We start from the raw sequence: 26,934 nt of genomic DNA, 5'->3' as shown, positions 1-26,934 counted from the left end.
TAGAAAGGAAATTGGTAAAAGAATGAAAAGGAGAATAGTAAAAATATGAAGAAGATATTGGCAGTATTGGCAAGCATGGTTATGGTGCTTGCAATGGGAATGACAACGTTTGCAGCAAACATTACGATTAAGGGTGGAGCAAATGGCTCACAGTATGCAGCGTATAAGTTATTGAATGTTACAGATGGCGGAGAAGGAAAATATGCATATACGTTAAATGATAAATATCTGGATGCACTTCAAAAGGTGACAGGAAAAACAGAAGAAAGAGACATTGTAAATTATATTTCAGAACTGACAGCAGAAGAAACCCGTACGTTTGCAGATGCAGTGTATACAGAAATAAAGGATGTTGCACCGGAAGCAGTGACAGATACCGATAAGTTTGAAAATATGGAACAGGGCTATTATCTCATTGTAGAAAAACAGACAGGGGATGCGCAGGATACTTATTCCTTAGTAATGTTAGATACAGCGGGAAAAGAAGATGTGGAAGTGACGACTAAGGAAGATAAACCGGAGTTAGAAAAGAAGGTAAAAGAAAAGAACGATTCAACCGGAGCAGAAAGTGACTGGCAGGATGGAGCAGATTATGACATTGGGGATGAAGTACCATTTCAGTTGACCGGTACAGTGGAAAAAAATTACGACAACTATAATACATACTATTATGCATTCCACGATACCATGTCAGAGGGACTTACTTTTCAAAAAGATAGTGTAAAGGTGAGTGTTGACGGAATTGTGATAGACAGTGGATACCAGGTAGTAACAGACGGATTAACAGATGGCGATACTTTTGAAGTACGTTTTACAGATTTAAAGGAAATCAGTAGTGTAAAGGCAGGAAGTAAAATTACGGTAGCTTATAGTGCAATTTTAAACAGCAATGCAATTATTGGTGCAGAAGGAAATCCAAATAAAGCAAAATTGGAGTACAGCAACAATCCTTATGGAGATGGAACCGGAGAAACACCGGAAGATAAGGTAGTTGTATTTACCTATGAATTAGAGGTAAATAAGGTAGATAAGGAAGGCAACGCACTGGAAGGAGCGGGCTTTACACTTTATAAATATGATGATAAATTGCAGACTTACCAGGCGGTAGGAGAAGAAATTTTCGGGGTTACAACCTTTAATTTTAGCGGTCAGGATGCAGGTTTATATAAGTTAGTGGAAACAACAGTACCGGATGGTTACAACAAGGCAGATGATACGATTTTTTCCCTAGAAGCAGAGTATGATACCAATGCCGATAATCCAAAACTTACGAAATTAGTGATTCGAGATGAAGACGGAAATATTATTTCAGATGGGGAAGATGCAGTATTTACTATTAATTTAGCAAAAGGAACAGCAAGCACGGATGTAGTAAACGTAAGTGGTACAGAGCTGCCGTCTACCGGTGGTATTGGTACGAAGATTTTCTATACCCTTGGAGGTGTGCTGATGTTTGGAGCAGCAACTCTTATAGTAGTAAGAAAACGTGGAATGAAGGCAGAATAAAGGAAAATACAGGAAAATTTGGGGAGGAAAGAAATGAGAAAAGTGAAAGGAAAGGCAGCATATGGAATCATAGGTTTTACACTGATTTTAGGACTTTGGATAGGAAAAATCAATGTTTCCATGTTATATGCCGCAAATAAAATAGATATTTCAAGACCGTGTTCTCTCACCCTTAAGGTAGCAGATTCAGGAACCTATGGGGAAGAACTTTCCAGATTACAACTGGAAGCCAGGATATACAAAGTGGCAGATGTTGCAGCAGACGGAACTTATACGCCAACATCTGCATTTGAATCCCTTACCGTGAAGGACAGAGTAATGAAGCAGGAAGAGTGGGAGAAACTGACGGATAAATCCATGGAACTGGCAGAAGGAAAAGCAGAGGATGCCAGAATTGAGATTACAAATGGAAGAGGGACAATTACAGATTTAGAAACCGGGTTGTATCTGGTGATACCGGAAGCAAAAACTACGGAATTATATGAGTATCAATTTCAACCGTATTTAGTGCCATTACCGCAAAATCTGTATGAACAGTCAGAAGTTTTATCGGATGATAAATGGAACTATCAGGTAGAAAGTGATTTAAAACCGGAACGAAGTCCAAGGTATGGAAGTTTCAAAATCTGTAAGAACCTTACTTCCTATAATACGGCACTGGAAAAAGTCACCTTTGTATTTCAGGTAGAGGGCGTAGATAAGCAGGGAAACAGCGTTTACAGTAATGTGTTTTCCACTACCCATACAGCGGCAGGGCAAAAAGAAATTTTAGTAGAGCATATACCCGCAGGAACCATAGTAACTGTAACTGAGGTATACAGCGGAGCAAGTTATCATTTAGAAACCGAGGCAGAAAAAACAGTAGTCATAAGTGCAGATGAGATAGTAACAGCAGATTTTAGCAATACATACAATGACGAGCTGATTCCCGGATATGGCGTAACCAACCATTTTGAATACGATGAGAATGAAGGCTGGCAGTGGTCAACACAAGAGTAAGGGAGCTGAAACAGTGAAAAAATTATGGAAACAAAAAATAGTCTGGCTTGCTGTGGGACTGCTAATCGCGGTGGAAATAACACAGATTCAGGGAGTTATGGCATATTTTACCACTTATGTAGCCACAGCAGGTGGCTACCCCATTATTCTGGGTTCTAAGATAACCATCAAGGAAGATGTAGAGGATATGAAAAAGCATATTCAACTAATCAATACCGGAGAAGAAGATTGCTATGTGCGTGTAAAAGTGTTTTTCAGTAAAGACATAGAAGTAAGTTATGTTTCTGCAATGGATGAAGCAAATCAGGCATATTGGAATGAAAAAGAGGATGGATATTGGTATTATAAAGAAATTGTTCCGGTAGGAGCAGAAACACAGGAATTGGTGGTAACAATGAAAGTACCACAGGAATGGAAGGATAGTTTCAATGTGGTAGTGGTTCAGGAATGTACACCGGTACTGTATACAGAAGACGGAACACCTTATGCGGATTGGAATAAGAAGATAGATACCAAAACAGATATCGGAACAATTGTGCGTGAGGAGGAAGGTGGAGAATGAAAAAATTAAAACAGATGTTTTCAGGAAAAAAGTCCACAGTTGTTCTCTTTTTAGTGGCAGGTATATTGCTCATATCGGGAGGAGTCGGAAGTGCTAAGGCAGCATTGACGTATTATAGTGAGCATTATACTGCACAAATGGAAGTTCCGGATATCGGAGTGAGTCTTGTAGAAAAGTCTGCAAGCGGAAGTAAGAATATTTGTAATAGAGATTATACCGGAAGTAGTGGAATATGGGAGGAAACCAGTCAAGAGCTTTTGCAGGATATGTTGCAGGAAACGGATGGAAAGTTATTGCTTGGAAGAAATTATGTAGAAAAGCTTTCTGTAAAAAATAGCGGAAAAATAGATGAATATGTCAGAGTAACCCTTGTGAAAAGCTGGGTGAAAAAAGATGGAACCAAGGAGACAACATTAGCACCCACGTTAATTGAACTTCACATGACACAAAACGGATGGTTAGTAGATGAAGCTGCGTCAACAGAAGAACGTACGGTTTTATATTGGCCACAGATTTTGCCAGTAGGAAAAACAACACCGGAATTTTTGGATTCGCTTAAAATCAGTGAAAAAATTGCATCTAAAGTAAAAAAAGAAACAACAACAGAGGGAGCGTATACCACAGTAACTACTACGTTTCTCTATGATGATGTTTCATTTTTGGTAGAAGCAGAAGTGGATGCAGTACAGACACACAATGCCAAAGATGCCATTAAAAGTGCCTGGGGAATTGATGTGAATATTGCAGATGACGGAACATTAAGTCTTGTACCATAGGGAGGAAAATGAGCATGAGAAAAAAAGTAAGTTTTTTAATAAGTGTGTGGATGTTATCCATGACAATGGGGGTACATGCGGAAGAATTTTCCGGAGGGGCTGACTGGAAGGTTACGTTTGACGGAAAACAGATGGAGAGTAATTTTAAAAGCGAAGAAATTAATGACGTTATTCAGCAGCTTCAGCCGGGAGATACCGCTAAGTTTTATATGTCTCTTAAAAATAATAATAAAGAAATAACCAGTTGGTATATGGCAAATGATGTTTTGCAAAGTCTGGAGGATTCACAGACCTTGGCAGAGGGCGGTGCATATGCGTATGTATTGACTTATGTAAAACCGGATGGAAGCAGCAATCAGTTATATAATAGCAAAGCCATTGGTGGAGAAGTGGTAAATGAAGCCGGAAAAGGATTACATCAGGCAACCCATGCTTTGAAAGACTTCTTTTTCTTAGACGAATTAGAACCTAACGCCCGGGGAACCATTCTTTTGTCAGTAACCCTGGAAGGAGAAACACAGGGAAATCAGTATCAGGACACCTTGGCAAAATTGCAAATGAACTTTGCGGTAGAGCCTGTCAATGCTTCCGGTAAAACAACTACAGTTTTACATAAATTAGTAAAGACAGGAGATAAAACAAGTGTTTTCGTCTTTTCTGTAGCAGCGTTAGTAGCGGGAAGTATTTGCGGAGTTATAGCAATTAGCAAAAAGCGGAGGCAGGAGGTGGAGAAATGAAAAGAAAAAGATATGTGTGGCAGCCCATTGTGATTGGCGGCACACTTATTTGCATGCTTGGGCAAGGTGTATTTGCGAAGGAAAGTGAAAAAAGTTATACCTATACTGTGACCTTGTATGCAGGAAATCAGGGGATTCTTTCCGAAGAAACGGGAATTACCGTGGATAACCATCTAACCGGTTCCAAATATCAGATAAATACATTTGAACAAGAAGGAACAAAACTTTGTATTACCGGATTGCAGTACGGGGATGTAGTGTCAGTGAATGCATCTACTGCGGTAAAATTAAAGCAGGATTCTCCTTATTATGCAAAAGGAGTGCGAGAAAGCGGACGGGATAATGGTACAGTAGGAGCCTCTGCATTTCCGGTAAAAGAAGATCAGTCGTATGTTGTTGCTTATGGAATTAAGGGAGATATGGTTTCTTATATAGTAAACTATCAGGATACACAAGGAAAAGTACTGGCAGAAAGTCAGAAGTTTTACGGAATCGTAGGGGAACAACCGGTAGTAGCATTTCGCTATATTGAAAACTATCAGCCTCAGGCATATAACTTAACCCGAACATTGCGTAAGAATGAAGCGGAAAATGTGTTTACTTTTGTATATCAGGAAAATTCCAATGAAACTCCCATAAGGGAAGAATCATATGGCATTGCTCAAAGTGAAAACCAAAGGATGAATCAAAGAAATGCAGCGGCACAAAACCAAGCAGGAGGGGTACCGGCAGAGGATGAGCGAAAAATCACACAAGACGGTGAAACGGAAAATGAAGTAGAAGGAATACCGGGAGGGGAAGAAGAGAATGAAAGAGAAATGAAACAGGATAATGCCAAAGAAGGTGAAAAAGTTAAAGATATTATAAATTTAGATGAAGAAGAGACAGCGGAAAAAGAAAAAATATCCGAGAAAGAAGAAACATCTGGGAAAAAAGAGACGAAAAATATACCGATATATCTTGGCATTGGCGCAGTAACAGCCGGCGGAGGCGGAGCATTGGCTTATGGAATAGTAAGACGAAAAAGAGGTAAGGGAAAAAAAGATAGTGGAGAAAAAGAATAGTTGGGTGTTTGTGCTATTAGAGGGATATTTGTAAAATAATTTTGAATCCTTGACTGACTTGTTATGATATGATACTGTTTGGATAGATATACTTGAAACAGGAGATTTGATTATGAAAAATCCATACGAACTTGCTAAGAATATCCTACAGGAAGCAACAGAGAAAAATGAGTCTGTATCTTTATCAGGCGGATTTACCAGTATAGATTTATACGGTGTTTCCGTCCATGAAAAAGGCAAGGATGATGATATTTATAATTTTCCACAACAGTTCTTTCATTCACATAAGTCTCTAAAGTGGTCTTAATAGAAATTGCCCTATAAACAGTAAAAGCATTTCAACCGGTTTAAACAGTCCATTTATGTTGAGGTATCATGTGTTATGTGATAGTATAATTTTAAGTTATTTTGAGATGGAGAATTACAATGTTAGAACAAATTAAAAATGTAGATACAAAAGTGATAGATAAAATGTTTCTTTTATATGCGGAATCAATGGAAGATATGACAGAGGAATTTAACAGTCATGCTGAAATGAAGGAAGCGTATGCCGCTTTCCTGAAAGATTTTATAGCCAATCAGAAGCAGGTAGTTTTAGTTGAAACCGTAGAAGGACAATGGATGAGCGGACTTCGGGCGATTGAGTCAGAAACAGGAATCTGGTTTATTGAGGCAGTTGAAACTATGCCAACCCAAAGAAATAAAGGTTATGGGAAAATGCTTCTTCTTCATACGATTGATTATTTTAAGAAAATCAATGCAAAAAAGCTAGAATGTATTATTGGAAAGAGTAATGTCACATCGATAAAATTACATTCTGACTGTGGTTTTCATCAAACAGACGAGCTACCAGTAAATTGCTGGGGAGAGTTGGAAGATGGACGATTGCTTTTTCGATTGGAAATATAACATGATTATGAAAAATGATATCAAGACAATATTTTTATTAATAGAAAAAGATGTGCCTATTTATTCGTTCTACAAGAAACATAGTTTCCATGAACACGGAAATAATGTAGCCTTTGCCAAAGGAATATAACAATTCCAAATTACAAGCTGAATGAACGTCGGAAAGGACATGGAAAAATTCTTTTTGACATGATACAATTAAGATATGAAGAAAACGCGAAAGGTAAGTCATTATGAGAATACAACGTCTGATAGGTTTACTTTGTGTTCTTGCCGAGGTTGATAAAATAACCGTCCAAGAATTAGCAGATAAATTTGAAGTGTCTAAAAGAACGATTTTCCGTGATTTAGATACTTTGAATTGTGCTGGAATACCGATTGTTTCATATCCGGGTGTCGGCGGAGGTGTTTCGGTTATAGAAGGCTACAAAATAGATAAAAAGATATTGTCAACGGACGATACACAGAAAATATTTACAGCATTGAACGGATTAAAAAGCATTGATAGTGATAATGCAGTCAATAGCTTGATTGCAAAACTTGTCCCAGAAAATAGTGAGTATGTTTTTTCTCAAAGCGAGTATGTTATAAACTTATCCTCATGGTTTTCGGACAGTATCATACACGAAAAGGCAGTTATACTCCATAAAGCTATCCAGGATAATTGCTGTGTCGTTATGGAATATGTTTCACAAAACTCAAGATGTAAACGGACGGTAGAACCATACAAACTGATTTTCAAACAATCAGACTGGTATTTATACGCGTTTTGTCGTGAAAGAAAGGATTTTCGTCTGTTCAAACTTAGGCGTATCATTTCACAGACAATTTCCCAAGAAAAATTTGCACCACGAGAAGTAAAAAGTATTCAATTTGAAAGTGACTATACGACAACTCTTTTTTCAGCACACCCGATAGATGGATTTATTGAAATTGTGCTGGAATATGATATACAAAATGAATTTGCATTAACACAAAGAATTGACGCATCCTTTTTTCGAGAAGTCAACAAAGCGTGTAATACCGCCCGTATATGCTTTTATACACCTAATTTGTCTGTTGCAAGCAACTTAGTATTTGAATTGCTGGATAAAGTTAGAGTTATTTCTCCGCCAGAGTTATATGCAGACATAAAAAGCCGACTAAAAAGTATCAATCATTTGTATGAAAGGTGACACATAAGTTGTCACCTTTTGTATTGTATACTGTTTGCGGAAAGGTGGTAACAGATTATGAAAGAAGTGTTAGTGTTTATTTTTGATGGTTTTGCAGATTGGGAGCCAGCATATATCTGCGCCGAACTCAATGCGCCAGGTACGGGCTATACTGTAAAAACAATTAGCTTTGATAAAAAAGCGAAAGTGTCTATGGGTGGTTTTCATGTAATTCCCGATTATGCTATCAATGATTATCCAAGCGATTTTAGCCTGTTAATTCTAACAGGCGGGACAGCATGGATAGAGCAAAAAAATAATGGCATATTGCCGGTTGTCGATTACGCTATCAGCAAGCATATTCCCGTTGGCGCAATTTGTAATGCAGTAAATTTCATGGCAGAAAATGGCTATCTGGACAAAATAAAACACTCTGGAAATACCCTTGAATTTATGAAAGCGCAAGCACCTCATTACAAAGGGGATGATAACTTTTTAGAAGTACAAGCTGTTTGCGACAGCAATATCATTACAGCCAATGGTTCCGCAACATTAGAGTTTGCCAAAAAAATAATGGAGCTGTTAGATGTAAAATCGGAGCAAGCACGTTTGGAATGGTATCAGCTAAACAAATCCGGCTTTTATCCTATGTAGCAAACCCAGCCGAGCCTGTCTTTGCTGTTCAGTAATCAAGAGGGCGACCCAGAAGCCGTTGCCTCCGTCCTATCCCATTATGCCGGGTATATCCGTTCTTGTGCGAAAATGGACGGACAGTTCAATACGGATATGCAGGAGCATATCGTCCAACGGCTGATAGAAAGTCTGTTGAAATTCCGCCTTGACCGCTAATACAAATAGTGTATAATTAGACTGAGAAATCGGGATTTGAAAGGAGAAGTAAAATGCCATACATAACAATTGAAAGTGGAGTATTAACAGATGCACAAAAGGAACAGTTAATCAAAAGATTAACAGAAGTATCCTCTGAAATTATGAATGTACCACAAGAATTTTTTGCAACCACAATAAAAGAATTACCTGATAAAAATTTTGGTATTGGTGGTAAAACGATTGATAAAGTTAAAGCTGAATATATGCAGACACACAAATAACCCCCAATTTTTAGAACTAGAGAAATTTCAGTTTTTGGAATTAGATAAAGCGAAACTTGGAGGAAAAAATGGATAGACCTATTACAACGTTATTTATGTTAATGTCTGTTGATGGAAAAATAAGCACGGGTGCGTCTGATAATTTAGATGTAGATAAAGACTTTCCTAAAATTGCAGGAGTGAAAGAAGGATTGCATCAATATTATGAAATAGAGCAGACAACAGATTTATGGTCACTTAATTCTGGCAGGGTGCAGGCAAAAATCGGTGTTAATACGAAGGATATGCCAAATAAAACGCCTGTTTCCTTTGCTGTAATTGATAATAAACATCTGAATGAAAATGGCATACGTTATTTTTGTGCATTATCGAAACAATTTGTGTTAGTTACATCTAATGAAAACCATCCGGCATTTAAGATAGAAGAGGACAATCTCCATATTATATATCAAAATAAATTATCGCTGAGGGATGTTTTTACAAAACTCAAATCAGAATATGGTTGTGAGAGAATAACGATACAGACCGGCGGTACATTAAATGGACTATTTCTTCGTGAAAAGCTGATAGATTATATTGATATTGTTGTTGCACCTGTTTTAATTGGTGGAAAAGATACATCTACCTTAATTGATGGAAAATCTCTAGTGTCAGAAAGTGAATTATCACAATTAGGTGTGTTGAAATTGCAAGAATGTGTGACTTTGAAAAACTCATATCTCAGATTGCGATATGAAGTTAAATATATTGAAAGTTAAAATATTTTTTTACTATAATAAGATGAAAGGAAGGGCAGCTGTGAAGGCTGCCTTTTAGCTTCTCTTGTTGTTTATACAACTGAAAGGGAAAAGTTATACCATCAGTATGAAATTACATTGCGTGGCATTGAAAACAGACGAATTGCAGCGAAAGAAAAAAAGATGAAAGCATCGCAAAGAGCAGTAGAACATCGAACGGCATATAATATGAGGCATGAAAATAAAAAATAATATAGGAAAATCCGAGATATATGCAGAAGTTATAGTAAAAATCACTATACATACTATATAAAATATTGTAAAAAATACCTTTTGCATTTAATATTTGTAATTTGGTAAAATAAACTTTGCGCAAGAGGAAACGATATTTGAGAAGATATGACACAGAAGTGCATATCTTCTTTTTTTGCGCATTTTTACTAAAAATAAGGAGGAATTGGCAATGGCAAAAAGAATCATTACAATCAGCAGAGAGTTTGGAAGTGGTGGTCGCTTTATTGGAGAGGAAGTGGCAAAGAAGCTTGGAATTGCCTATTATGACAAAGATATTATAGGTCAGATTGCAGAAAAGTCGGGGTTATCACCGGAGTATATTCAGGCAAATGCAGAATTATCACCCAAGAAAGGCTTGTTTGCATATGCTTTTTCAGGACGTGATATTACAGGAAAATCGGTGGAAGATATGGTGTATGAAGCACAGAGAAAAGTGATTTTGGAAATTGCAGAAAAAGAAGATTGTGTGATTATAGGAAGAAATGCAGACTTTATCTTAAAGGATAGAGATGATGTGCTGAATGTTTTTATACATGGGGATATGCCACAAAAAACGCAACGCATATGTAAGCTATATAATGTTACGGAAGCAGATTCTGTGAAAATGATAAATGATACAGATAAAAGACGCAGAACAAATTATAATAGATTGTACAAAACTATAAGAGTAAAGGGCAGAATAATCTTTGAATGGTTATTCTGCCCTCAGGTTGTATTCTGCAAATATCGTTTTCATCGTATCTTATCTCCGTATCATTCAATCAATCATCAGTTACAAAAATCGAAAACATTTCAATCAGTTCAACATATCAATTTTATTTTGTGTTATACTGTTTTATGAGGCTTCTTAATTGAAATTTGAAAGAATAGATGATAAAGATGCTAAAATATGGAATTTATGCAAAAGCAGTAGAATTGTTATGTTTTAAACCAGCATTTGTTTTTTCTTTACATAAAGCAGAACCGGACAAGATTAATCCTGATATTGTGAATGAGATGGTAACAGCGGTTTTTGATTCACCATTTATGATAAAGGCACACAAAAATAAAAAATGTACTTTATTTACGGATAAAGTGCAGGATAAAAAAGTGAAGGAAAGCATAGCAAGTCAGACATCGAAGTTTGAACCTGACTGGAAATTTCATTATGAAAAAGGAATAGATGAATTCTATAATACATATACGGAATGTAGTATTAGTAAACTTGGCAAAAGGGAAAATTGCTTTGAATTTGTCCCATGTTTATGTAATATGGATGAGAGAAATTATAGAAATGATGGTGGGCAATTACATCGTACAAAAACTTTGGCACAGGGAGATGATTGTTGCAATTTTCATGTTACAAAGATTAAAATGGAGAGATAACTGTCGGTTTTCAAAGTTAAGATGAAGATGTTGAATTATTTTTAGGGTTAAATTTTTAATAATAAAGGAGAGAATTACTATGAAAGAAACAAATTGTAAAATAAGGTTGGTGATTGGAGCTGTTGCTTTACTATTAGCAGGTGTATTAGTTTCATACTTTTTGTTAAGATATCAAAAAGATTGGATAATGCTGGTGGGAATTATTGTTTTTGGAATTATATTTTTAAAGTGTTTCAGATATGAGAATTTTGAAAAATATATTTATGATAAGTTGTCAAAATACCTTAATGTTTTAGCTATAATTTTAATAGTTATAGCATTAACACTTTTGCCTGATTCAGCGGTAACAATGATGAATGAAAAATATCAAGGAATAGTGTATTTCCTTTCATTTCTTTGTTGGTTTATAGGGTTGTATTTTCTGAGTATAAAGAGTGAGTATAAGAATAGAATTGAAAATTAATAACAGAATGTTATGTTTATTTGGAAATTCTGTTGATTACTAAAAATGTGTAGTATTAGTGCTGGAATGGTCGAGAAGTATAAGTTAGAAAGAGTTTAAAATAATCGAAATTTGAGGAGATAATGAAAATGACAGAACGAGTTATTGACGAGGAAATTAAACTGATTTCTTATTATAGGAATGACGAGGCATCGTTTCCATGGTATCAGGATTTGGATGTATGTAAGCAGGTGGATAATAGAGATGAACCATATGATTTGGAACTCTTACATAATATGTATGATTACCTTAATGCACATGGTGATTGCTACTATATAGAATATAAGGGGGTATTAGTTGGGGATGTTTCCCTAAGAGATAACGCTGAAATCGCTATTGTAGTTTGTAAAGAATACCAGAATTGACACATTGGAAGACGGTGCGTTTTAGATATACTAAAACTTGCAAGGGAGAAAGGAATGGATAGGGTAAGAGCAAATATTTATTCTTTTAATGGACAGAGTCAATTTATGTTTCAATCGGTTGGGTTTGAAAAAATTGACGATGAATGGTATGAGTATAAGCTTTAAAGAGTGATAACTTCTAATTTTAAGAACTGAATACAGTTGATATATTGTGCAAAAATGCACTTTATATAAATGCAGGATAAAAACGCACTGTACATTTTTTATGTGCTAGAGCTGGTAGGTAGCCCAGCCGTCTGAGTCGCAAAACTCAGGTAAGTAACCTTCCCCTCCGGGTTGTCCATTCCTGTAAATATTAAATTATCAGGAGGGTTTCGTTATGGACATTAATTTAGGAAAGCTGACGGTTTATTTTGAAAATCCATTTTGGGTTGGTGTATTTGAGCGTATAGAGGGCGGAAAGTTATCTGTATGCAAAGTTACATTTGGAGCAGAACCAAAGGATTATGAAATTTGGGAGTTTGCACTAAAAAATTATAGTCGGCTTAGGTTTAGTCCGTCTGTTGATGTGGTTGTAAAAAAGGAGGCAACGAATCCGAAACGGATACAGAGGGAATTGCGAAAACAATCTACTGTTTCCGGGACAGGGACGAAGTCACAGCAGGCTTTGCAACTACAACGGGAAGAAAACAAATTGATACGAAAAACGGTTAGCCGTGAAAAACGGGATGCCGAAAAACAGCGACAATTTGAACTAAAACAACAGAAACGAAAAGAGAAGCATCGGGGCAGATAATGCCTCTTTGCTATATAATTAAAGGCTGTTGATGAATTATAGATGCGTGTTATAAAAAAATATCTATGTGTTTTTATATTTGTATATAGGTATTGACTCTATGTATTATTAGTATTACAATCTATAATACAAATAATACAAAAGGCGTGATACAATGATTATGAAATTGGATTTTGCAAGTAGCGTTCCGATTTACCAACAAGTGCGTGATCAAATTGTACAGGCAATCGCAGATGAAATATTTAAGGATGGCGATAGACTTCCAACTGTGCGTGCGCTTGCACAAGAGACAGGAATCAATACGATGACGGTAAATAAAGCATACCAGCTACTAAAGCAAGAGGGATATATCATTACAGATAGGAGAAATGGTGCAATGGTATGTTCTCAAAAGAAAATGGAAAATGGAATATCAGAAGAATTAAAGGAATCTTTTCGATTAATAATTGCAGAAGCTAAAATTGCAGGAGTAAAAGAGGAAGAATTATTAACTTTATGTCAAAAGTTATACAGGAGGGAAAAGTTATGATAACCACAATTATATTAGGTGTCAGTGGATTGCCGGTATTGCTGATTATGTATTTTGTACTAAAAGGAATGGGAAAGGAACGGAATCATTCCTTATTTGGAATTACTTTATGGCAGGATGCAATGAAGGAAGAAGGAGTACAAGAGGTAATCAGAACCTATAAAAAACAATTAAAATACTGGACCGTGTTTTTCTTGGTAACGCAGATAGTAATGTATCCCATTAAGTATATTTCTATTGTGATAATGCTCTGGCTTATCTGGCTGTTTGCCATGATTATCTGTATGTATATTCCATATGTTAAAGCGAATAAAAAGATGCGATTGTATAAGGCACAATATCAAGCTAAAAATAATGAGACACCACAAAATTTATTGGCAGAAGATGATGAAAACTGGATATGGGGAATCTTTTACTATAATAAAAACGATAATCGTTTCTGGGTAAACAATAAGTTAGGAACCGGAACGACCGTAAATATGGCAAAACCGGGAGCCGTAGTATTTAATGTAATTGTAATTGGACTTACAGTTGTTATTTCTATAGGGGCGGTAGTGCTTTGCGCATTAGATGAATTTGTTCCTATAAAGCTGGAATATAAAAACGGAGAACTGAATGCTTCCCAGTGGAAACAGGAATATCAGATTGAAGAAGAGGACATTTCCTCTGTTACCTTATTGGAGACATTACCGTCCATGTCAAGAAGCAGTGGTACTTCTCTGGATAATTTGTACAAGGGAAAGTGGTTTAGCAGAGAACTGGATAGAAGATTTAAAGTGTGTCTGAATCCGGAAGAAAATCCATTTTTAATGATAGAAACAAAAGATGGTACCTGGTATCTGCTGGGAGATGAATCGGGTGAGCAGACCAAAGAAATTTACGAAAAGTTAAATAAGTAATTAATATAGGACATCCAGCCTTTCATATATTAGAGTTAGTAATGATAATCTATGAAGGGTTGGATATTATTATATGAAAAATAAAGGCAAAAAGAAAAAAGTATGGGAAAAGTGGTTGTGTCTGGATATCATTTGTATAATGCTGATTCTGGTAGGATTTTCCTATAAAAAAACAGAAAAGACAACCATGGAAACGGAAAATTTTCGTAAAATATATCAGGAAGATAATAAGGAAAAGGCAGAAGAAACGAAAGAGGAGGAAGAAGGAGAAGATATGGAAAAAGAAAAGAAAAAGGTAGCACTGACCTTTGATGATGGACCCCATCCGGTGTATACGCCACAGATGTTAGATGTATTAAAAGAAAAAGGAGTAAAAGCCACCTTTTTTCTTTTAGGAGAACAGGTGGAAAAGTATCCGGAAATTGTAAAGCGTATGAGCGAAGAAGGACATTTGATAGGGAATCACTCATATAAGCATGAGCAACTTAGCAAGTTATCCAGTGTACAGGCGTGTACGCAGGTAAATCGAACCAATGAGTTGATTTATAGTATAACCGGAGAATATCCGGAATATTTGCGTCCGCCTTTTGGAGATTGGAAAGAACATCTGGACTGTGAAGTGAATATGATAGAGGTTTTATGGGACGTAGATACCTTAGATTGGTCCAGTAAAAATAAGGATAAAATCATTAAGAAAGTAGTGACGAATGTAGAAGAAGGTGATATTATTTTAATGCATGACAGCTATGAAAGTACCGTAGATGCTGTAACAGAAGTCATTGACCTGTTACAAAAGGAAGGGTATGAATTTGTTACAGTTGATAAATTGATTTTAGAATAATGAAAGAAAAAAGTATTTTAGGAAGTGAGAAAATATGGATTTATTTGATTATATGAGAGAACAGAATAAAGAAAAAGAGTCTCCACTTGCCAGTCGATTGCGTCCAGTAAAATTAGAGGAAGTAGTAGGACAGCAGCATATTATAGGGAAGGATAAGCTCTTGTATCGTGCCATTAAGGCAGATAAGTTGAGTTCTGTTATTTTTTATGGACCACCCGGAACCGGAAAGACGACATTAGCAAAAGTAATTGCCAATACCACCAGTGCAGAGTTTACTCAGATAAACGCCACTTCTGCCGGGAAAAAAGATATGGAAGAGGTAGTAGAACAGGCGAAAAATAATCAGGGAATGTATGGAAAAAAAACCATTTTGTTTATTGATGAAATTCATCGCTTTAACAAAGGGCAACAGGACTATCTTCTTCCATTTGTAGAAGACGGAACCATTATTTTAATCGGAGCAACTACGGAAAACCCTTATTTTGAAGTAAACGGAGCGTTGTTGTCAAGGTCTGTTGTTTTTGAATTAAAGCCTTTGACAAAAGAAGATATCAAAAACATTCTGGTGCGTGCGGTAACAGACAGGGAAAAAGGAATGGGCTCTTATGATGCCGTATTAGAAGAGGATGCACTGGAATTTTTGGCAGATGTGTCAAACGGAGATGCCAGAGCGGCACTTACTGCCATTGAATTGGGAGTTCTTACTACTCCAAGGGGAGAGGATGGAAAAATTCACATTACCTTAGAGGTAGCAGAAGAATGTATTCAGAAACGTGTACTTCGTTATGATAAAACAGGGGACAACCATTATGATACTATTTCTGCATTTATTAAAAGTATGCGTGGCTCAGACCCGGATGCAGCAGTATACTATCTGGCGCGTATGTTATATGCAGGAGAAGATATTAAGTTCATTGCCAGAAGAATTATGATATGTGCATCGGAAGATGTGGGAAATGCAGATCCAAATGCATTGACGGTAGCAGTCAGTGCAGCTCAGGCGGTAGAGAGGGTAGGAATGCCGGAAGCACAGATTATTTTAGCACAGGCAGTTACCTATGTGGCATCTGCACCAAAGAGTAACGCCTCCTGCATGGCGGTGTTTGATGCCATGGATACCGTAAGAAATACAAAGACGGCTCCAATTCCGGTACATTTGCAAGATGCTCATTACAAAGGAGCACAAAAATTAGGTCACGGAGACGGGTATTTGTATGCCCATGATTATCCAAATCACTATGTAAAACAGCAATATTTGCCGGATGGATTAACAGATTGTCAATTTTATAAACCTACTGAAAACGGATATGAAAAAACAATCAAAAATCATCTGACATTTTTAAAAGAAAATGCTTAAAAAGCGTTTTTTGGTAAATTTGCATAGTCCGCACTACACGAACAAATGTAAATTTGTGAAAGAAATTGCTTTACAAATTATACATAAATAGTGCATAATATAAAAAGTTGCAGAAAAAGAAAGACATGAAATATAAGGAAGTTTTAGGAGGATTTGAAAATGCAGTCATATCAGGAGATGAGCAAGGAAGAATTATTACAGGAAAAGGCAAGCCTAGAAGCAGCATATAAAAATTATGCTCAGAGCGGATTGAAATTGGACATGTCAAGAGGAAAGCCATCCGCAGAACAGTTAGACTTATCTATGGGAATGATGGACGTTTTAAATAGCAGCACAGATTTAAGCTGCGAAGATGGAACAGATTGCCGTAATTATGGTGTGTTAGACGGTATTCAGGAAGCAAAAGTTTTATTAGGCGACATGATTGAATGCCATCCGGACAATATTATTATTTATGGAAATTCCAGTCTGAACATTATGTATGACTGTATTGCACGTTCTATGACACACGGTGTTATGGGAAGTACTCCATGGAGCAAATTAGATAAAGTAAAATTTTTATGCCCGGTTCCGGGATATGACAGACATTTTGCTATTACAGAATATTTCGGAATTGAAATGATTAACGTACCAATGCTTCCAACCGGACCGGATATGGATATGGTAGAAGAACTGGTAAGCAAAGATGATGCAATCAAAGGTATCTGGTGTGTACCAAAGTACTCTAATCCACAGGGAATTACATACTCTGATGAAACAGTACGTCGTTTTGCAAGATTAAAACCGGCAGCAAATGATTTCCGTATTTATTGGGATAATGCATATGGTGTACATCACTTATATGATATAGATCAGGATAGCTTAATTGAAATCTTAGCAGAGTGTAAACGTGCAGGTAATCCAGACATGGTTTACAAGTTCTGTTCTACCTCTAAAATCAGTTTCCCGGGTTCTGGTGTAGCTGCAATTGCAACCTCCGCAAACAATTTAGTAGATATTAAAAAGCAGATGAAAGTAGCAACTATCGGACACGATAAGGTAAATCAGTTGCGTCATGTAAGATTCTTCAAAGATATTCACGGAATCGAAGAACATATGAAAAAACATGCAGCAATCTTAAGACCAAAGTTTGAAATGATTATCAATACCTTCAATGAAGAATTAGCAGGTCGTGAAATCGGAAGCTGGATTACACCAAAGGGTGGATATTTTATCGCCTTTGAAGCATTAGAAGGTTGTGCAAAAGAAATCGTTGCTAAGGCAAAGAAAGCAGGAGTTACCATGACACCGGCAGGAGCACCTTATCCATATGGAAAAGATCCAAAAGACAGCACAATCCGTATTGCACCATCTTACCCAACAACAGAGGATTTAAAGATGGCAACAGATATCTTCGTTACTTGTGTAAAATTAGTAAGTATTGATAAGATTTTGGAAAGTAAATAAGTATAAAGTTTTTGAGCCGTTGTACATTTGTGCAGCGGCTCTTTTTATATAATAGGAAATTGCGTCCTATTGTATAAAAAACGCTCCGCTAAGAGTGTACACCTCTTGACAAAAGCAAAATACTGTATTATTGTATTAAACAAATAATACAGTATATAGAAGGTGGAGGAAGAAGTATGGAAGCAATTATTGTTGTAATCGGAATGATTTTAGCTTATTTCGGATATAGTACTTACTATAAAATGCAATATAAGAAACAAAAACGGCAGGAAATTAGAAAAAGTTTCGGAAAGAAACCGGAGCCGAAGGAGAAAGATACGAAAAAAATTCGCTTTTTCTTAGAAAATCGTGGAAAAGAAGCCAAGGTGGATGATATTACCTGGAAAGATTTGTCAATGGATGAGGTGTTTTGGCGTATCAATAATTGTGCTAGTGCTACCGGAGAGCAGATTTTATACGATACCATGCACAATACAGATTCTACAGAAGAAGAATTAGAAGAATTAGAGGAGTCTGTGCAGTATTTTTCAGAACATGAAAAAGAGCGAAATGACACGTTAGAATGCCTGCAACGAATCGGGAAAAAGGAGGCTTCCTACTATATTTCTCCCTATATGGAAAATCTCGAAGTAAGTAAAATTGGAAATATAACTGTGTATAGAATACTGCAAATTTTGCCGATTTGTTTCTTAATTGGGCTATTAGTGTCTAAAAATATTTTTTTTGCAGGATTTCTTGCAGCAAATCTGATTTTGAATATTGTAATATATGCAATGATGAAAATGCGCTATGAGAACAATCTTGCGATGTTAGGAACAATAAGTGCCATTTTGACTACAGGAAAACGTTTGGAAAAAGTGAATTTAGAAGAAGTATTTGCAAAAAAGCTATCAGAACCGTTACAGGCATTAAAGAAGGCAGAAGGAAATATTGAAAAGATGCAGTCAGCCCAGAAAACGATGCTGTCAGCGGATATGGGAGCTTTGGGAGACTATTTGTTAGGTGCAACCCTTTGGCATTTAATTGCGTATGAAAAAAGTATTCAGATGTTAGTGCAATATCGAAAAGAATATATGGAGATTTTTGAAACTATCGGAAAGATAGACATGGCGATCAGTATTGCTTCTTTTCGAAAAAGTATTTCCTTTTATACAACGCCGGAATTTTGGAAAAAGCGGGAAGTATTACTGGAAGAAGCGTATCACCCACTCATTGAAAATCCGGTATGCAATTCTATCAATTGGAATCAAAATTGCATTATTACAGGGTCAAATGCATCGGGAAAATCAACATTTATTAAGTTATTAGGGGTAAATGTGATTTTAGCACAGACCATACACACCTGTATGGCACAAAAAATGCAGTTGCCGCATACAGATATAGTAACCTCCATGGCAGTACAGGATGATATTATGTCGGGAGATAGTTATTTTATCAAAGAAATAAAGTATTTGAAACGAATGTTGGAACACTTAAATGAGGATAGATGTACCATTTGTATTGTAGATGAAATATTGAGAGGAACCAATACAAAGGAGCGAATTGCAGCATCACAGGCAATCATGGAGTATTTGTGTGAAAAGAATTGTCTGGTAATGGTTGCTTCCCACGATCAGGAGCTTACCGTATTACTTCAAAACAAGTATCAGAACTATCATTTTAGTGAGAAAATCGGACAGCATGATATTGAATTTGACTATAAATTGTATCCGGGACCATCTACTTCCCAGAATGCAATTCGCCTGTTAGAGTATTTAGGATTTCCGAAAAAAATTATTACAGAGGCAAAAGAAAAAGCAGAAATTTAGTGTCAAAATAAAATGAAAAGTTTATTAATTATAGGAAAAAAGACACATAAAAGGGGAAAAATGTGATATAATATGAGCAAGTGAATTATAAGAAATATCATTGAAAGAAGGAAACAAAATGGATACCCCTATTACATTTAATGAAGATGTAGATAGCTGGAAAACAGTTATGTTTTTATATAATTCTGCGCTAAAAGAGGTAGGGACTAAGCTGGAAATTCTGCGAGATGAATTTCAATATATACACAAATACAATCCAATCGAGTATATAAAGTCTCGTATTAAGGAACCGGAAAGTATTGTAAAGAAGTTAAAGAGAAACGGTTACGAAAGTACCATTGATAATATGGTGACTTATGTAAAAGATATTGCGGGAATTCGTATTGTCTGTTCTTTTACTTCCGACATTTATCGTTTGGCAGAAATGATTGGGAAACAAAATGACCTTACGGTAGTTTCGGTAAAAGATTATATCAAAAATCCCAAAGACAGCGGTTACAAGAGTTATCATATGTTAGTAACAGTACCTATTTTCTTATCAGACCGCGTAGTAGATACCAAGGTGGAGATTCAGATTCGAACAATTGCCATGGATTTCTGGGCAAGTTTGGAACATAAGATTTACTATAAATTTGAAGGAAATGCGCCAGAATATATTAGCCGTGATTTACGAGAATGTGCCGGAATCGTGTCTATGCTGGATGCGAAGATGCTTTCCCTAAATGAAGCAATTCTTCAGGCGAAAGAGGAACAGGAAGAAGAACAGGAATTAAACAAAGATACATAACCGGAGAGGTTCCGCAAGGAGCCTCTTCTTATGCAAGAGGAAATTAGTCATAGATGACACCCCGCGGGCGCGAAAGAGTCCGGCGAGCAGACTCTTTGTTCTATCATAGGAAAGGGATTACTTTTATGGAAAACAAACAGGAGAGTAGAAGAATCTTGGATTTGGCGGTATCCACAGGCGAAGTACTTTTGAAAAACGGTGGAGAAATTTATCGTGTACAAGAAACTGTCACTCGTATTTTAGAAGCATATGGGATAGAAGATTACAATGTATATGTGGTGACAAATGGAATATTTGCTACTGTGCGTGAACGAGAAGAAGATGCCAGCAGTATGGTACGTTATGTGACCATTGGTGATGTAAATTTACAAATGATAGAAGACATTAATCAGCTTTCCAGAGAAATATGGGAAGGAACTTGCAGCATAGATGAGGCATATGAGCGTTTGGAAATGTATAAGAAAAAGAAACTTCCGGATAAATGGATGCGGGTACTGGCATGCGGTATGGGCAGTGCAGGATTTTGTTATCTGTTTGGCGGAAGATTATACGACAGTGCCATTTCATTTTTCCTGGGGATGTTACTGGAAGTATTTCTGTTTACAGCATCCAGACATCACACTTCAAAATTTATTTTAAATATTATCGGAAGTGCCATTGTGACAGCGGGAGCACTGGTGCTATATATGGCAGGAACCGGAATTTGGTTTGACAAAGTAATTATAGGTGGAATTATTCCACTGGTACCGGGGGTGGCATTAACTACAGCGATTCGTGACTTATTTGGAGGAGATTATTTATCAGGCAGCATACGGTTGATGGATGCACTAATGACGGCAATTTGTATTGCAATTGGAGTGGGTGCGGCAATTAAATTGTTTCAGTTTGTAACGGGAGGTGCGGTGTTGATATGATTGATCAGATAATTATGTCGATGGTGGCAACCATAGCATTTGCGATTTTATTTAACGCACCGAAAAAAGAATATGTATTTTGTGCATTGAATGGATGTATTGGCTGGGTGTCCTATCAGTTATTTTTAAGCTACGGGGCAAGTGTAGTAATGGCTTCTTTGTGGGCAACCTTGATTCTTACTTTGGTAGCAAGGATTTTATCAGCAATACGAAGGTCGCCGGTTACCATATTTTTGGTGACAGGAATCTTTACTTTAGTGCCCGGAGCCGGAATTTACTATACCTCCTATTATTTGATTATGAATGACTTAGCACAATTTACCGCAAAAGGAATTGAAACATTCAAAATTGCAGGAGTTATGGTGCTTGGAATTGTATTTGGACTGGCATTGCCACAGAGTTGGTTTAATCAATTAAGAAAAATAACACATAAAAACAGGTAGTTTCCACTACCTGTTTTTTTTGGCAATAGGAAATATCGTGTTACATAAAAGTGTGAAAGTTATGATTTTCCTATGATATAAAAACGCTCCGCTAAGGATATAAATGTTATGCTTCGCATTTCCAGAAATATGCGCTATATGGTGGAAGTTCGCTACCACCACCAAAATCATGCTTTCCTCCGGTGATTAAGTCAGTAGCAGTACCACATCCGGCATCAAAGTGTGCGGTATAAGGCTGACCATCTGCATTGATTGCCACTAAAACACGTTCATGTTCTGAGGAGCGTTCAAAAATGCATTGCTGGTTGGTAAGAACCACAGAACGGAAGTTACCGTAATTAAGAGCTTCCGAAGCCTTTTTTGCGGCAGTTAATTTCTGAATCCAATCGGTTAAGTCATTCCATTCCGGATGTTCTAATGCAGGTCGAAGTGCCGGGTCTCCCTGACTTTTATCACCCTCTATTCCCCATTCACTTCCGTAGTAGATGCATGGAATCCCAGGCATACCAAAGCAAAGAGCATAAATAAGTGGAAGATGAGCCTTATTGGTTAAAATGCTGGCAATACGGGAAACATCGTGATTATCCACAAAGCTTAAAAGATGTTTGCCCTTATAAAGTGTCCAGTCTTCCGGTCCGAATTGTCTTAAAAGAGAGTGATTGATTTCAAACATATTCATAGAATTAAAGCTGGAATACAATCCCTTATAACACTCGTAGTTGGTAGCAGAATGAAGCATTGCATCATTCATTAATTGGTTGTAGTCTCCGTGAAGCATTTCTCCTACTAAGAAAAAGTCCTCTTTTAAGCTATCACAGTGGCTACGAAGTCGTCGTACAAAGTCGTGGTCAAGACAATATGCCACGTCAAGACGTAATCCGTCAATATTCCAATTTTTTACCCAAAAGGTAACACTATCCAGAAGATAAGAGATAACTTCTTCATTTCTCAGATTTAATTTTACTAAATCATAGTTACCTTCCCAACCTTCGTACCATAATCCGTCGTTATAGTTGGAGTTTCCGTTGAAATCAATGTGGAACCAGTCCTTATAAGGGGAAGATTCTCGATTTTTCAATACGTCCTGAAAAGCGAAAAATCCACGTCCTGCATGATTGAAAACCCCATCTAATACCACACGGATTCCGGCATTGTGCAGTGCATCGCATACATCTTTGAAATCATCATTAGTACCGAGACGGGTATCTAACTTTTGATAATCTCTGGCATTGTAGCCGTGAGTATCGGATTCAATTAATGGAGAAAAATAGATAGCATTGATACCCAGTTTTTCCATGTGAGGAATCCAATCTTTGATTTTTAAAATTCTGTGTGTAAGTACACCGTCATTTTCAAAAGGTGCGCCACATAGTCCTAAAGGATAAATTTGATAAAATACACTTTCATAAGCCCACATAATGTTCACATTCCTTCCCATAATTATTTATGATAGTAAAAATTATTTACTCATATCTTTTGATTTTTGTACACAAGCACGTTGTGCTGTAATTACAGAGTTGCGAAGTCCTTTTTCTTCTAATACGGCAACTGCTTCAATGGTAGTACCTCCCGGAGAGCATACAGCGTCTTTCAAAGCTCCCGGATGTGTTCCGGTTTCTAATACCATTTTTGCAGAACCAAGGACAGACTGAGCGGCAAATTTGTAAGCCTGTGCCCGAGGCATACCGTCAGCTACAGCGGCATCTGCCATAGCTTCAATAAACATATATACATAGGCAGGAGAAGAGCCGGATACACCGGTTACTACATCCATCAAAGATTCTTTTACCACTTCACATTTTCCGAAGCTGTTAAAAATATCAATAGTAGTAGAAAGCTCATCTTCAGTGACATTATCGTTAATACAAAGTGCACTCATAGCTTCCCCTACCAGAGCCGGAGTGTTTGGCATGGCACGAACAAGTTTAATGGAAAAACCAAACATATGCTCAATAGATGCAATCGGCTGACCGGCAGCAATAGAAATAATTAATGCATCTTTTTTTACATGGTCTTTGATTTCGGGAATAACTTCAGAGAATAGAAAAGGTTTTACTGCCAGGAAAATAATGTCGGCATTTTCAACAGCAGTTTGGTTATTCTGAGAAGTATGTATACCGAAACGTTCTTCCAAAGAAGAACAGGTTGTAGTTGTTTTGGCAGTAGCAGTAATCTGTTCTTTGGATGCAAGACCGGAAGAAAGAATACCTCCGATGATAGCACTTGCCATATTTCCGCCACCAATAAAAGTAATATTGTGATTCATAATGATGCCTCCTCGATTTGTGTTTTTATAAAAAAGTAATTACTATTATGATAGCAATAGTAAGGAAATTGTGCAAGTATGAGGGGGAAAAAAGAAGTTGAATAGCGATGAAAATCAACCTAGAATGGAGCGTTATTTAAAAGTGGGAAAAGGGGATCAAACAAAAGAATGTATTGTGATTTTTGAAAAACGAAAAATTTTGATTCGTTGTATTGTTGATTATATTGCAGGAATGACAGATAGATATGCTATAGAAGAATATGAAAGACTAAAATAGTTTATGTAATATAAAAAAGGTATCCCACTTTTTAGTAGAATACCTTTTAAAATTGTGCTTATCAAATGACTTAGAAATCTGTTAAGTCAGCAGCTCTCTTTTCAAGGAAAGCAGTCATTCCTTCCTTCTTGTCATGTGTAGAACATGTTACACCGAATAAGTTAGCTTCCATTTCAACAGCGTTCTTGATATCCATATCATATCCGTTGTTGATAGCAGCCTTTGCGATAGATACAGCGTAGCTTGCTTTAGAAGCAATCTTAGCAGCCATCTTCTTAGCAGTATCCATTAATTCTTCCTTAGGAACTACTTTGTTAACAAGACCGATTCTGTAAGCTTCTTCTGCGTTAACGTTATCGCAGGTGAAGATCATTTCTTTTGCACGTCCCATTCCTACTAAACGAGCAAGTCTCTGAGTTCCGCCGAATCCTGGGATGATTCCAAGACCACATTCAGGCTGTGCAAAGCTTGCGTTGTCAGCAGCGATACGGATATCACATGCCATTGCGATTTCACATCCACCGCCTAAAGCAAATCCATTAACAGCAGCGATAGTTACCTGACGCATGTTCATTAACTTGAAGAATGGTTCAGCAGCTCTCATACCAAAAGCACGAGCTTCAGCAGCTGTAAAGTTAACCATTTCAGAGATGTCAGCACCAGCTACGAAAGATTTGTATGGGTTATCCTTTTTGTCAGGACCACCTGTTAAAATAACAACTTTTACGTCGTCTCTAGCTTCAATTTCAGATAATACAGTATTAAGCTCAGTTAAAGTTTCACTGTTTAATGCGTTTAATGCTGCAGGTCTGCTGATTGTAAGAACAGCAACTTCGTTTTCCACTTCTAACTTTAAGTTATTCATGTGTAAACCTCCTAATATAATATGTAATTTAATAGTTCACGGATTGCCCAAAACATCGGCAAAACATACTTTAACTATATAACTTTGATAAAAATTTGTCAATATCTGCCCGGAGATTTTCAAAGGTTTATATCAGACAATGGGAGAATAAATTTATTAAGTTTTAAGTTGACAGGAAAAATGCAAGAAAAGTATGATAAAATAGGTCTAGAAACATAGAACAAGGAGACAGAGAAGATGAGTGATAACAAAGATTTTTTAGGAAAAGAACCCATTGGAAAATTGTTATTAAAGTTGGCATTACCTACAGTAGCGGCACAGATGATAAATATGCTTTATAATATCGTAGACCGTATTTATATTGGACATATTCCAAAAGTAGGAGCTATGGCATTAACCGGAGTTGGGGTATGTATGCCAATCATTATGATTGTTTCGGCGTTTGCTGCGCTGGTGGGCAATGGTGGTGCACCACGAGCTTCTATTTTTATGGGAAAAGAGGACAAGGAGTCAGCAGAGAATATGTTGGGAAATTGCTTTTTTGTGCAAATTCTCATTTCAATTATTTTAACTGTGGTACTGTTACTGTGGAATCGTGATTTGTTGTTGACCTTTGGAGCTAGTAGAAATACCATTTCATATGCAGAAAGTTATATGAGCATCTATGCCATAGGAACCATATTTGTTCAGCTTACATTAGGAATGAATGCATTTATCACAGCCCAAGGATTTGCAAAAACAGGAATGTTATCCGTTCTAATCGGAGCAGTGGCAAACATTATCTTAGATCCCATTTTTATTTTCGGATTTCATATGGGAGTAAAAGGAGCTGCACTTGCAACGGTTATTTCACAGGCATGTTCTTGTATCTGGGTGTTATCATTCTTGTTTGGAAACAAAACCGTTTTAAAAATAAAAACCAAGTATTTACTGCCAAAAGCCAAGATTATTTTGCCAAGTCTGGCATTGGGACTGGCTACCTTTATTATGCAGGCAAGCGAAAGCGTGATTTCTGTATGCTTTAACTCTTCCTTATTAAAGTACGGCGGAGATATTGCAGTTGGTGCCATGACGATACTGACAAGTGTTATGCAGTTTGCCATGCTGCCGTTACAGGGAGTTGGACAGGGAGCGCAACCCATTATCAGCTATAACTATGGAGCGAAAAATGCAAAACGTGTAAGAGAAGCTTTTTGGCTATTGTTAAAAGTGAGCCTTAGCTATGCAGTAATCTTGTGGTTATGTGTAATGATATTCCCACAAGGATTTGCAGCAATGTTTACTACCGATACAGAACTGTTACAGTTTACCAAAACAGCACTTCGTATTTATATGGCATGTATGATGCTGTTTGGCATACAAATTGCTTGTCAGATGACCTTTACTTCATTGGGAAAAGCAGGGGCATCTATCATAGTAGCGATTATGCGAAAATTTGTGTTATTACTGCCACTGATTTACCTTATGCCACATATCGTAACGAAAAACAGAACTATGGCGGTGTACCTGGCAGAGCCGGTTGCCGATTTCTTTGCAGTTACATTTACAATGATTTTATTCCGGTTTCAGTTTAGGAAGGCAATGAATCAGATTGAACAAAAAAGATAAGCAACAGAAAAGATAA

Annotated in this window: 32 protein-coding genes; 29 read left to right on the top strand and 3 right to left on the bottom strand. The window is 36.8% G+C overall.

Annotated elements, in window-relative coordinates; translation table 11 throughout:
• Nucleotides 1–45: 45 nt before the first annotated feature.
• The 27 genes from KQI83_RS09370 (at nucleotide 46) to KQI83_RS09240 (ending at nucleotide 21,902) form a co-directional block, all read left to right on the top strand.
• The gene (locus KQI83_RS09370; protein WP_216556955.1) at nucleotides 46–1,506 is read left to right on the top strand and encodes an isopeptide-forming domain-containing fimbrial protein; all 1,461 of its coding nucleotides are present in this window, start codon (nucleotides 46–48) and stop codon (nucleotides 1,504–1,506) included.
• A gap of 33 nt (nucleotides 1,507–1,539) precedes the next feature.
• The gene (locus KQI83_RS09365) at nucleotides 1,540–2,505 is read left to right on the top strand and encodes a DUF5979 domain-containing protein (protein ID WP_216556952.1); all 966 of its coding nucleotides are present in this window, start codon (nucleotides 1,540–1,542) and stop codon (nucleotides 2,503–2,505) included.
• Nucleotides 2,506–2,518: 13 nt separating this feature from the next.
• Entirely contained in the window at nucleotides 2,519–3,067 is a 549-nt protein-coding gene (locus tag KQI83_RS09360) for a hypothetical protein (RefSeq protein ID WP_216556949.1), read from the top strand.
• Entirely contained in the window at nucleotides 3,064–3,843 is a 780-nt protein-coding gene (locus tag KQI83_RS09355) for a hypothetical protein (protein WP_216556946.1), read from the top strand. Before KQI83_RS09360 ends, KQI83_RS09355 begins: the two co-directional genes overlap by 4 nt.
• 14 nt (nucleotides 3,844–3,857) lie before the next feature.
• Nucleotides 3,858–4,580 carry a hypothetical protein gene (locus KQI83_RS09350; RefSeq protein WP_216556943.1) on the top strand — a complete coding sequence of 241 codons (723 nt, stop codon included), beginning with the start codon at nucleotides 3,858–3,860 and terminating at the stop codon, nucleotides 4,578–4,580.
• The gene (locus KQI83_RS09345) at nucleotides 4,577–5,644 is read left to right on the top strand and encodes a hypothetical protein (protein WP_216556940.1); all 1,068 of its coding nucleotides are present in this window, start codon (nucleotides 4,577–4,579) and stop codon (nucleotides 5,642–5,644) included. The genes KQI83_RS09350 and KQI83_RS09345 overlap by 4 nt, the downstream gene beginning before the upstream one ends.
• Nucleotides 5,645–5,756: 112 nt before the next feature.
• The gene (locus KQI83_RS09340) at nucleotides 5,757–5,951 is read left to right on the top strand and encodes a hypothetical protein (protein ID WP_216556937.1); all 195 of its coding nucleotides are present in this window, start codon (nucleotides 5,757–5,759) and stop codon (nucleotides 5,949–5,951) included.
• A 119-nt stretch (nucleotides 5,952–6,070) separates the two neighbouring features.
• Nucleotides 6,071–6,553 carry a GNAT family N-acetyltransferase gene (locus KQI83_RS09335; RefSeq protein ID WP_216556933.1) on the top strand — a complete coding sequence of 161 codons (483 nt, stop codon included), beginning with the start codon at nucleotides 6,071–6,073 and terminating at the stop codon, nucleotides 6,551–6,553.
• A gap of 233 nt (nucleotides 6,554–6,786) precedes the next feature.
• Nucleotides 6,787–7,728: a helix-turn-helix transcriptional regulator gene (locus KQI83_RS09330; RefSeq protein WP_216556930.1), complete on the top strand. Its 942-nt coding sequence runs from the start codon at nucleotides 6,787–6,789 to the stop codon at nucleotides 7,726–7,728.
• Nucleotides 7,729–7,785: 57 nt separating this feature from the next.
• Entirely contained in the window at nucleotides 7,786–8,361 is a 576-nt protein-coding gene (locus KQI83_RS09325; protein ID WP_216556927.1) for a type 1 glutamine amidotransferase family protein, read from the top strand.
• 21 nt (nucleotides 8,362–8,382) lie between these two features.
• Entirely contained in the window at nucleotides 8,383–8,556 is a 174-nt protein-coding gene (locus KQI83_RS09320; protein ID WP_442969782.1) for a helix-turn-helix domain-containing protein, read from the top strand.
• A 53-nt stretch (nucleotides 8,557–8,609) separates the two neighbouring features.
• Nucleotides 8,610–8,819, top strand: a complete 210-nt coding sequence (gene dmpI, locus KQI83_RS09315) for a 4-oxalocrotonate tautomerase DmpI (protein ID WP_216554013.1) — start codon at nucleotides 8,610–8,612, stop codon at nucleotides 8,817–8,819.
• Between the two features lie 68 nt (nucleotides 8,820–8,887).
• Complete coding sequence (locus KQI83_RS09310; protein WP_216556924.1) at nucleotides 8,888–9,577, top strand: dihydrofolate reductase family protein; 690 nt, start codon at nucleotides 8,888–8,890, stop codon at nucleotides 9,575–9,577.
• A gap of 442 nt (nucleotides 9,578–10,019) precedes the next feature.
• On the top strand, nucleotides 10,020–10,691 hold the full coding sequence (locus KQI83_RS09305) for a cytidylate kinase-like family protein (RefSeq protein WP_253295572.1): 672 nt from the start codon (nucleotides 10,020–10,022) through the stop codon (nucleotides 10,689–10,691).
• Nucleotides 10,692–10,720: 29 nt separating this feature from the next.
• Nucleotides 10,721–11,215, top strand: a complete 495-nt coding sequence (locus KQI83_RS09300) for an L-2-amino-thiazoline-4-carboxylic acid hydrolase (RefSeq protein ID WP_253295571.1) — start codon at nucleotides 10,721–10,723, stop codon at nucleotides 11,213–11,215.
• Nucleotides 11,216–11,294: 79 nt separating this feature from the next.
• Nucleotides 11,295–11,678: a hypothetical protein gene (locus KQI83_RS09295; protein ID WP_216556922.1), complete on the top strand. Its 384-nt coding sequence runs from the start codon at nucleotides 11,295–11,297 to the stop codon at nucleotides 11,676–11,678.
• 128 nt (nucleotides 11,679–11,806) lie between these two features.
• Complete coding sequence (locus KQI83_RS16760) at nucleotides 11,807–12,082, top strand: hypothetical protein (protein WP_253295570.1); 276 nt, start codon at nucleotides 11,807–11,809, stop codon at nucleotides 12,080–12,082.
• Nucleotides 12,083–12,461: 379 nt separating this feature from the next.
• Nucleotides 12,462–12,878, top strand: a complete 417-nt coding sequence (locus tag KQI83_RS09285) for a YjdF family protein (RefSeq protein ID WP_216556920.1) — start codon at nucleotides 12,462–12,464, stop codon at nucleotides 12,876–12,878.
• 154 nt (nucleotides 12,879–13,032) lie between these two features.
• Nucleotides 13,033–13,407, top strand: a complete 375-nt coding sequence (locus tag KQI83_RS09280) for a GntR family transcriptional regulator (protein WP_216556918.1) — start codon at nucleotides 13,033–13,035, stop codon at nucleotides 13,405–13,407.
• Entirely contained in the window at nucleotides 13,404–14,306 is a 903-nt protein-coding gene (locus KQI83_RS09275; protein WP_216556916.1) for a hypothetical protein, read from the top strand. Before KQI83_RS09280 ends, KQI83_RS09275 begins: the two co-directional genes overlap by 4 nt.
• 73 nt (nucleotides 14,307–14,379) lie before the next feature.
• Complete coding sequence (locus KQI83_RS09270; protein ID WP_253295569.1) at nucleotides 14,380–15,147, top strand: polysaccharide deacetylase family protein; 768 nt, start codon at nucleotides 14,380–14,382, stop codon at nucleotides 15,145–15,147.
• Nucleotides 15,148–15,181: 34 nt separating this feature from the next.
• On the top strand, nucleotides 15,182–16,504 hold the full coding sequence (locus tag KQI83_RS09265) for a replication-associated recombination protein A (protein ID WP_216556914.1): 1,323 nt from the start codon (nucleotides 15,182–15,184) through the stop codon (nucleotides 16,502–16,504).
• A 159-nt stretch (nucleotides 16,505–16,663) separates the two neighbouring features.
• The gene (locus KQI83_RS09260; RefSeq protein ID WP_216556912.1) at nucleotides 16,664–17,950 is read left to right on the top strand and encodes an aminotransferase class I/II-fold pyridoxal phosphate-dependent enzyme; all 1,287 of its coding nucleotides are present in this window, start codon (nucleotides 16,664–16,666) and stop codon (nucleotides 17,948–17,950) included.
• 176 nt (nucleotides 17,951–18,126) lie between these two features.
• The gene (locus KQI83_RS09255; RefSeq protein WP_216556909.1) at nucleotides 18,127–19,758 is read left to right on the top strand and encodes a MutS-related protein; all 1,632 of its coding nucleotides are present in this window, start codon (nucleotides 18,127–18,129) and stop codon (nucleotides 19,756–19,758) included.
• A gap of 118 nt (nucleotides 19,759–19,876) precedes the next feature.
• Nucleotides 19,877–20,545, top strand: a complete 669-nt coding sequence (locus KQI83_RS09250; RefSeq protein WP_216556907.1) for a GTP pyrophosphokinase — start codon at nucleotides 19,877–19,879, stop codon at nucleotides 20,543–20,545.
• A gap of 125 nt (nucleotides 20,546–20,670) precedes the next feature.
• The gene (locus KQI83_RS09245) at nucleotides 20,671–21,459 is read left to right on the top strand and encodes a threonine/serine ThrE exporter family protein (RefSeq protein WP_216556905.1); all 789 of its coding nucleotides are present in this window, start codon (nucleotides 20,671–20,673) and stop codon (nucleotides 21,457–21,459) included.
• Entirely contained in the window at nucleotides 21,456–21,902 is a 447-nt protein-coding gene (locus KQI83_RS09240; RefSeq protein ID WP_216556903.1) for a threonine/serine exporter family protein, read from the top strand. The genes KQI83_RS09245 and KQI83_RS09240 overlap by 4 nt, the downstream gene beginning before the upstream one ends.
• 106 nt (nucleotides 21,903–22,008) lie before the next feature.
• Here KQI83_RS09240 and KQI83_RS09235 read toward each other — a convergent pair whose 3' ends face one another.
• Nucleotides 22,009–23,319: an alpha-amylase family glycosyl hydrolase gene (locus tag KQI83_RS09235; RefSeq protein ID WP_216556901.1), complete on the bottom strand. Its 1,311-nt coding sequence runs from the start codon at nucleotides 23,317–23,319 to the stop codon at nucleotides 22,009–22,011.
• A gap of 42 nt (nucleotides 23,320–23,361) precedes the next feature.
• Nucleotides 23,362–24,168 (bottom strand): pyrroline-5-carboxylate reductase, encoded by an 807-nt coding sequence (gene proC / locus KQI83_RS09230; protein ID WP_216556899.1) that lies wholly within the window; start codon nucleotides 24,166–24,168, stop codon nucleotides 23,362–23,364.
• 97 nt (nucleotides 24,169–24,265) lie between these two features.
• On the opposite strand from proC, the gene KQI83_RS09225 reads away from it, so the two are divergent.
• Complete coding sequence (locus tag KQI83_RS09225; protein ID WP_216556897.1) at nucleotides 24,266–24,445, top strand: hypothetical protein; 180 nt, start codon at nucleotides 24,266–24,268, stop codon at nucleotides 24,443–24,445.
• 70 nt (nucleotides 24,446–24,515) lie between these two features.
• Here KQI83_RS09225 and KQI83_RS09220 read toward each other — a convergent pair whose 3' ends face one another.
• Entirely contained in the window at nucleotides 24,516–25,310 is a 795-nt protein-coding gene (locus KQI83_RS09220) for an enoyl-CoA hydratase-related protein (protein ID WP_216556895.1), read from the bottom strand.
• 237 nt (nucleotides 25,311–25,547) lie between these two features.
• Here KQI83_RS09220 and KQI83_RS09215 point away from each other — a divergent pair, with 237 nt between their 5' ends.
• Nucleotides 25,548–26,918: an MATE family efflux transporter gene (locus KQI83_RS09215; protein WP_216556893.1), complete on the top strand. Its 1,371-nt coding sequence runs from the start codon at nucleotides 25,548–25,550 to the stop codon at nucleotides 26,916–26,918.
• Nucleotides 26,919–26,934 lie beyond the last annotated feature (16 nt).

This window comes from Roseburia sp. MSJ-14 (assembly GCF_018918225.1).
Taxonomy (GTDB): Bacteria; Bacillota; Clostridia; order Lachnospirales; family Lachnospiraceae; genus Petralouisia.
This window is presented reverse-complemented; position numbering and strand designations above follow the sequence as displayed.

Bases quoted from the DNA above. Each gene is read 5' to 3' on its own strand.
- KQI83_RS09305 (WP_253295572.1), top strand. From the start codon at position 10,020: ATGGCAAAAAGAATCATTACAATCAGCAGAGAGTTTGGAAGTGGTGGT.
- KQI83_RS09370 (WP_216556955.1), top strand. From the start codon at position 46: ATGAAGAAGATATTGGCAGTATTGGCAAGCATGGTTATGGTGCTTGCA.
- KQI83_RS09345 (WP_216556940.1), top strand. From the start codon at position 4,577: ATGAAAAGAAAAAGATATGTGTGGCAGCCCATTGTGATTGGCGGCACA.
- KQI83_RS09280 (WP_216556918.1), top strand. From the start codon at position 13,033: ATGATTATGAAATTGGATTTTGCAAGTAGCGTTCCGATTTACCAACAA.
- dmpI (WP_216554013.1), top strand. From the start codon at position 8,610: ATGCCATACATAACAATTGAAAGTGGAGTATTAACAGATGCACAAAAG.
- KQI83_RS09260 (WP_216556912.1), top strand. From the start codon at position 16,664: ATGCAGTCATATCAGGAGATGAGCAAGGAAGAATTATTACAGGAAAAG.
- KQI83_RS09310 (WP_216556924.1), top strand. From the start codon at position 8,888: ATGGATAGACCTATTACAACGTTATTTATGTTAATGTCTGTTGATGGA.
- KQI83_RS09335 (WP_216556933.1), top strand. From the start codon at position 6,071: ATGTTAGAACAAATTAAAAATGTAGATACAAAAGTGATAGATAAAATG.
- KQI83_RS16760 (WP_253295570.1), top strand. From the start codon at position 11,807: ATGACAGAACGAGTTATTGACGAGGAAATTAAACTGATTTCTTATTAT.
- KQI83_RS09350 (WP_216556943.1), top strand. From the start codon at position 3,858: ATGAGAAAAAAAGTAAGTTTTTTAATAAGTGTGTGGATGTTATCCATG.
- KQI83_RS09250 (WP_216556907.1), top strand. From the start codon at position 19,877: ATGGATACCCCTATTACATTTAATGAAGATGTAGATAGCTGGAAAACA.
- KQI83_RS09270 (WP_253295569.1), top strand. From the start codon at position 14,380: ATGAAAAATAAAGGCAAAAAGAAAAAAGTATGGGAAAAGTGGTTGTGT.
- KQI83_RS09245 (WP_216556905.1), top strand. From the start codon at position 20,671: ATGGAAAACAAACAGGAGAGTAGAAGAATCTTGGATTTGGCGGTATCC.
- KQI83_RS09240 (WP_216556903.1), top strand. From the start codon at position 21,456: ATGATTGATCAGATAATTATGTCGATGGTGGCAACCATAGCATTTGCG.
- KQI83_RS09255 (WP_216556909.1), top strand. From the start codon at position 18,127: ATGGAAGCAATTATTGTTGTAATCGGAATGATTTTAGCTTATTTCGGA.
- KQI83_RS09300 (WP_253295571.1), top strand. From the start codon at position 10,721: ATGATAAAGATGCTAAAATATGGAATTTATGCAAAAGCAGTAGAATTG.
- KQI83_RS09215 (WP_216556893.1), top strand. From the start codon at position 25,548: ATGAGTGATAACAAAGATTTTTTAGGAAAAGAACCCATTGGAAAATTG.
- KQI83_RS09295 (WP_216556922.1), top strand. From the start codon at position 11,295: ATGAAAGAAACAAATTGTAAAATAAGGTTGGTGATTGGAGCTGTTGCT.
- KQI83_RS09220 (WP_216556895.1), bottom strand. From the start codon at position 25,310: ATGAATAACTTAAAGTTAGAAGTGGAAAACGAAGTTGCTGTTCTTACA.
- KQI83_RS09365 (WP_216556952.1), top strand. From the start codon at position 1,540: ATGAGAAAAGTGAAAGGAAAGGCAGCATATGGAATCATAGGTTTTACA.
- KQI83_RS09340 (WP_216556937.1), top strand. From the start codon at position 5,757: ATGAAAAATCCATACGAACTTGCTAAGAATATCCTACAGGAAGCAACA.
- KQI83_RS09285 (WP_216556920.1), top strand. From the start codon at position 12,462: ATGGACATTAATTTAGGAAAGCTGACGGTTTATTTTGAAAATCCATTT.
- KQI83_RS09355 (WP_216556946.1), top strand. From the start codon at position 3,064: ATGAAAAAATTAAAACAGATGTTTTCAGGAAAAAAGTCCACAGTTGTT.
- KQI83_RS09235 (WP_216556901.1), bottom strand. From the start codon at position 23,319: ATGTGGGCTTATGAAAGTGTATTTTATCAAATTTATCCTTTAGGACTA.
- proC (WP_216556899.1), bottom strand. From the start codon at position 24,168: ATGAATCACAATATTACTTTTATTGGTGGCGGAAATATGGCAAGTGCT.
- KQI83_RS09330 (WP_216556930.1), top strand. From the start codon at position 6,787: ATGAGAATACAACGTCTGATAGGTTTACTTTGTGTTCTTGCCGAGGTT.
- KQI83_RS09325 (WP_216556927.1), top strand. From the start codon at position 7,786: ATGAAAGAAGTGTTAGTGTTTATTTTTGATGGTTTTGCAGATTGGGAG.
- KQI83_RS09265 (WP_216556914.1), top strand. From the start codon at position 15,182: ATGGATTTATTTGATTATATGAGAGAACAGAATAAAGAAAAAGAGTCT.
- KQI83_RS09275 (WP_216556916.1), top strand. From the start codon at position 13,404: ATGATAACCACAATTATATTAGGTGTCAGTGGATTGCCGGTATTGCTG.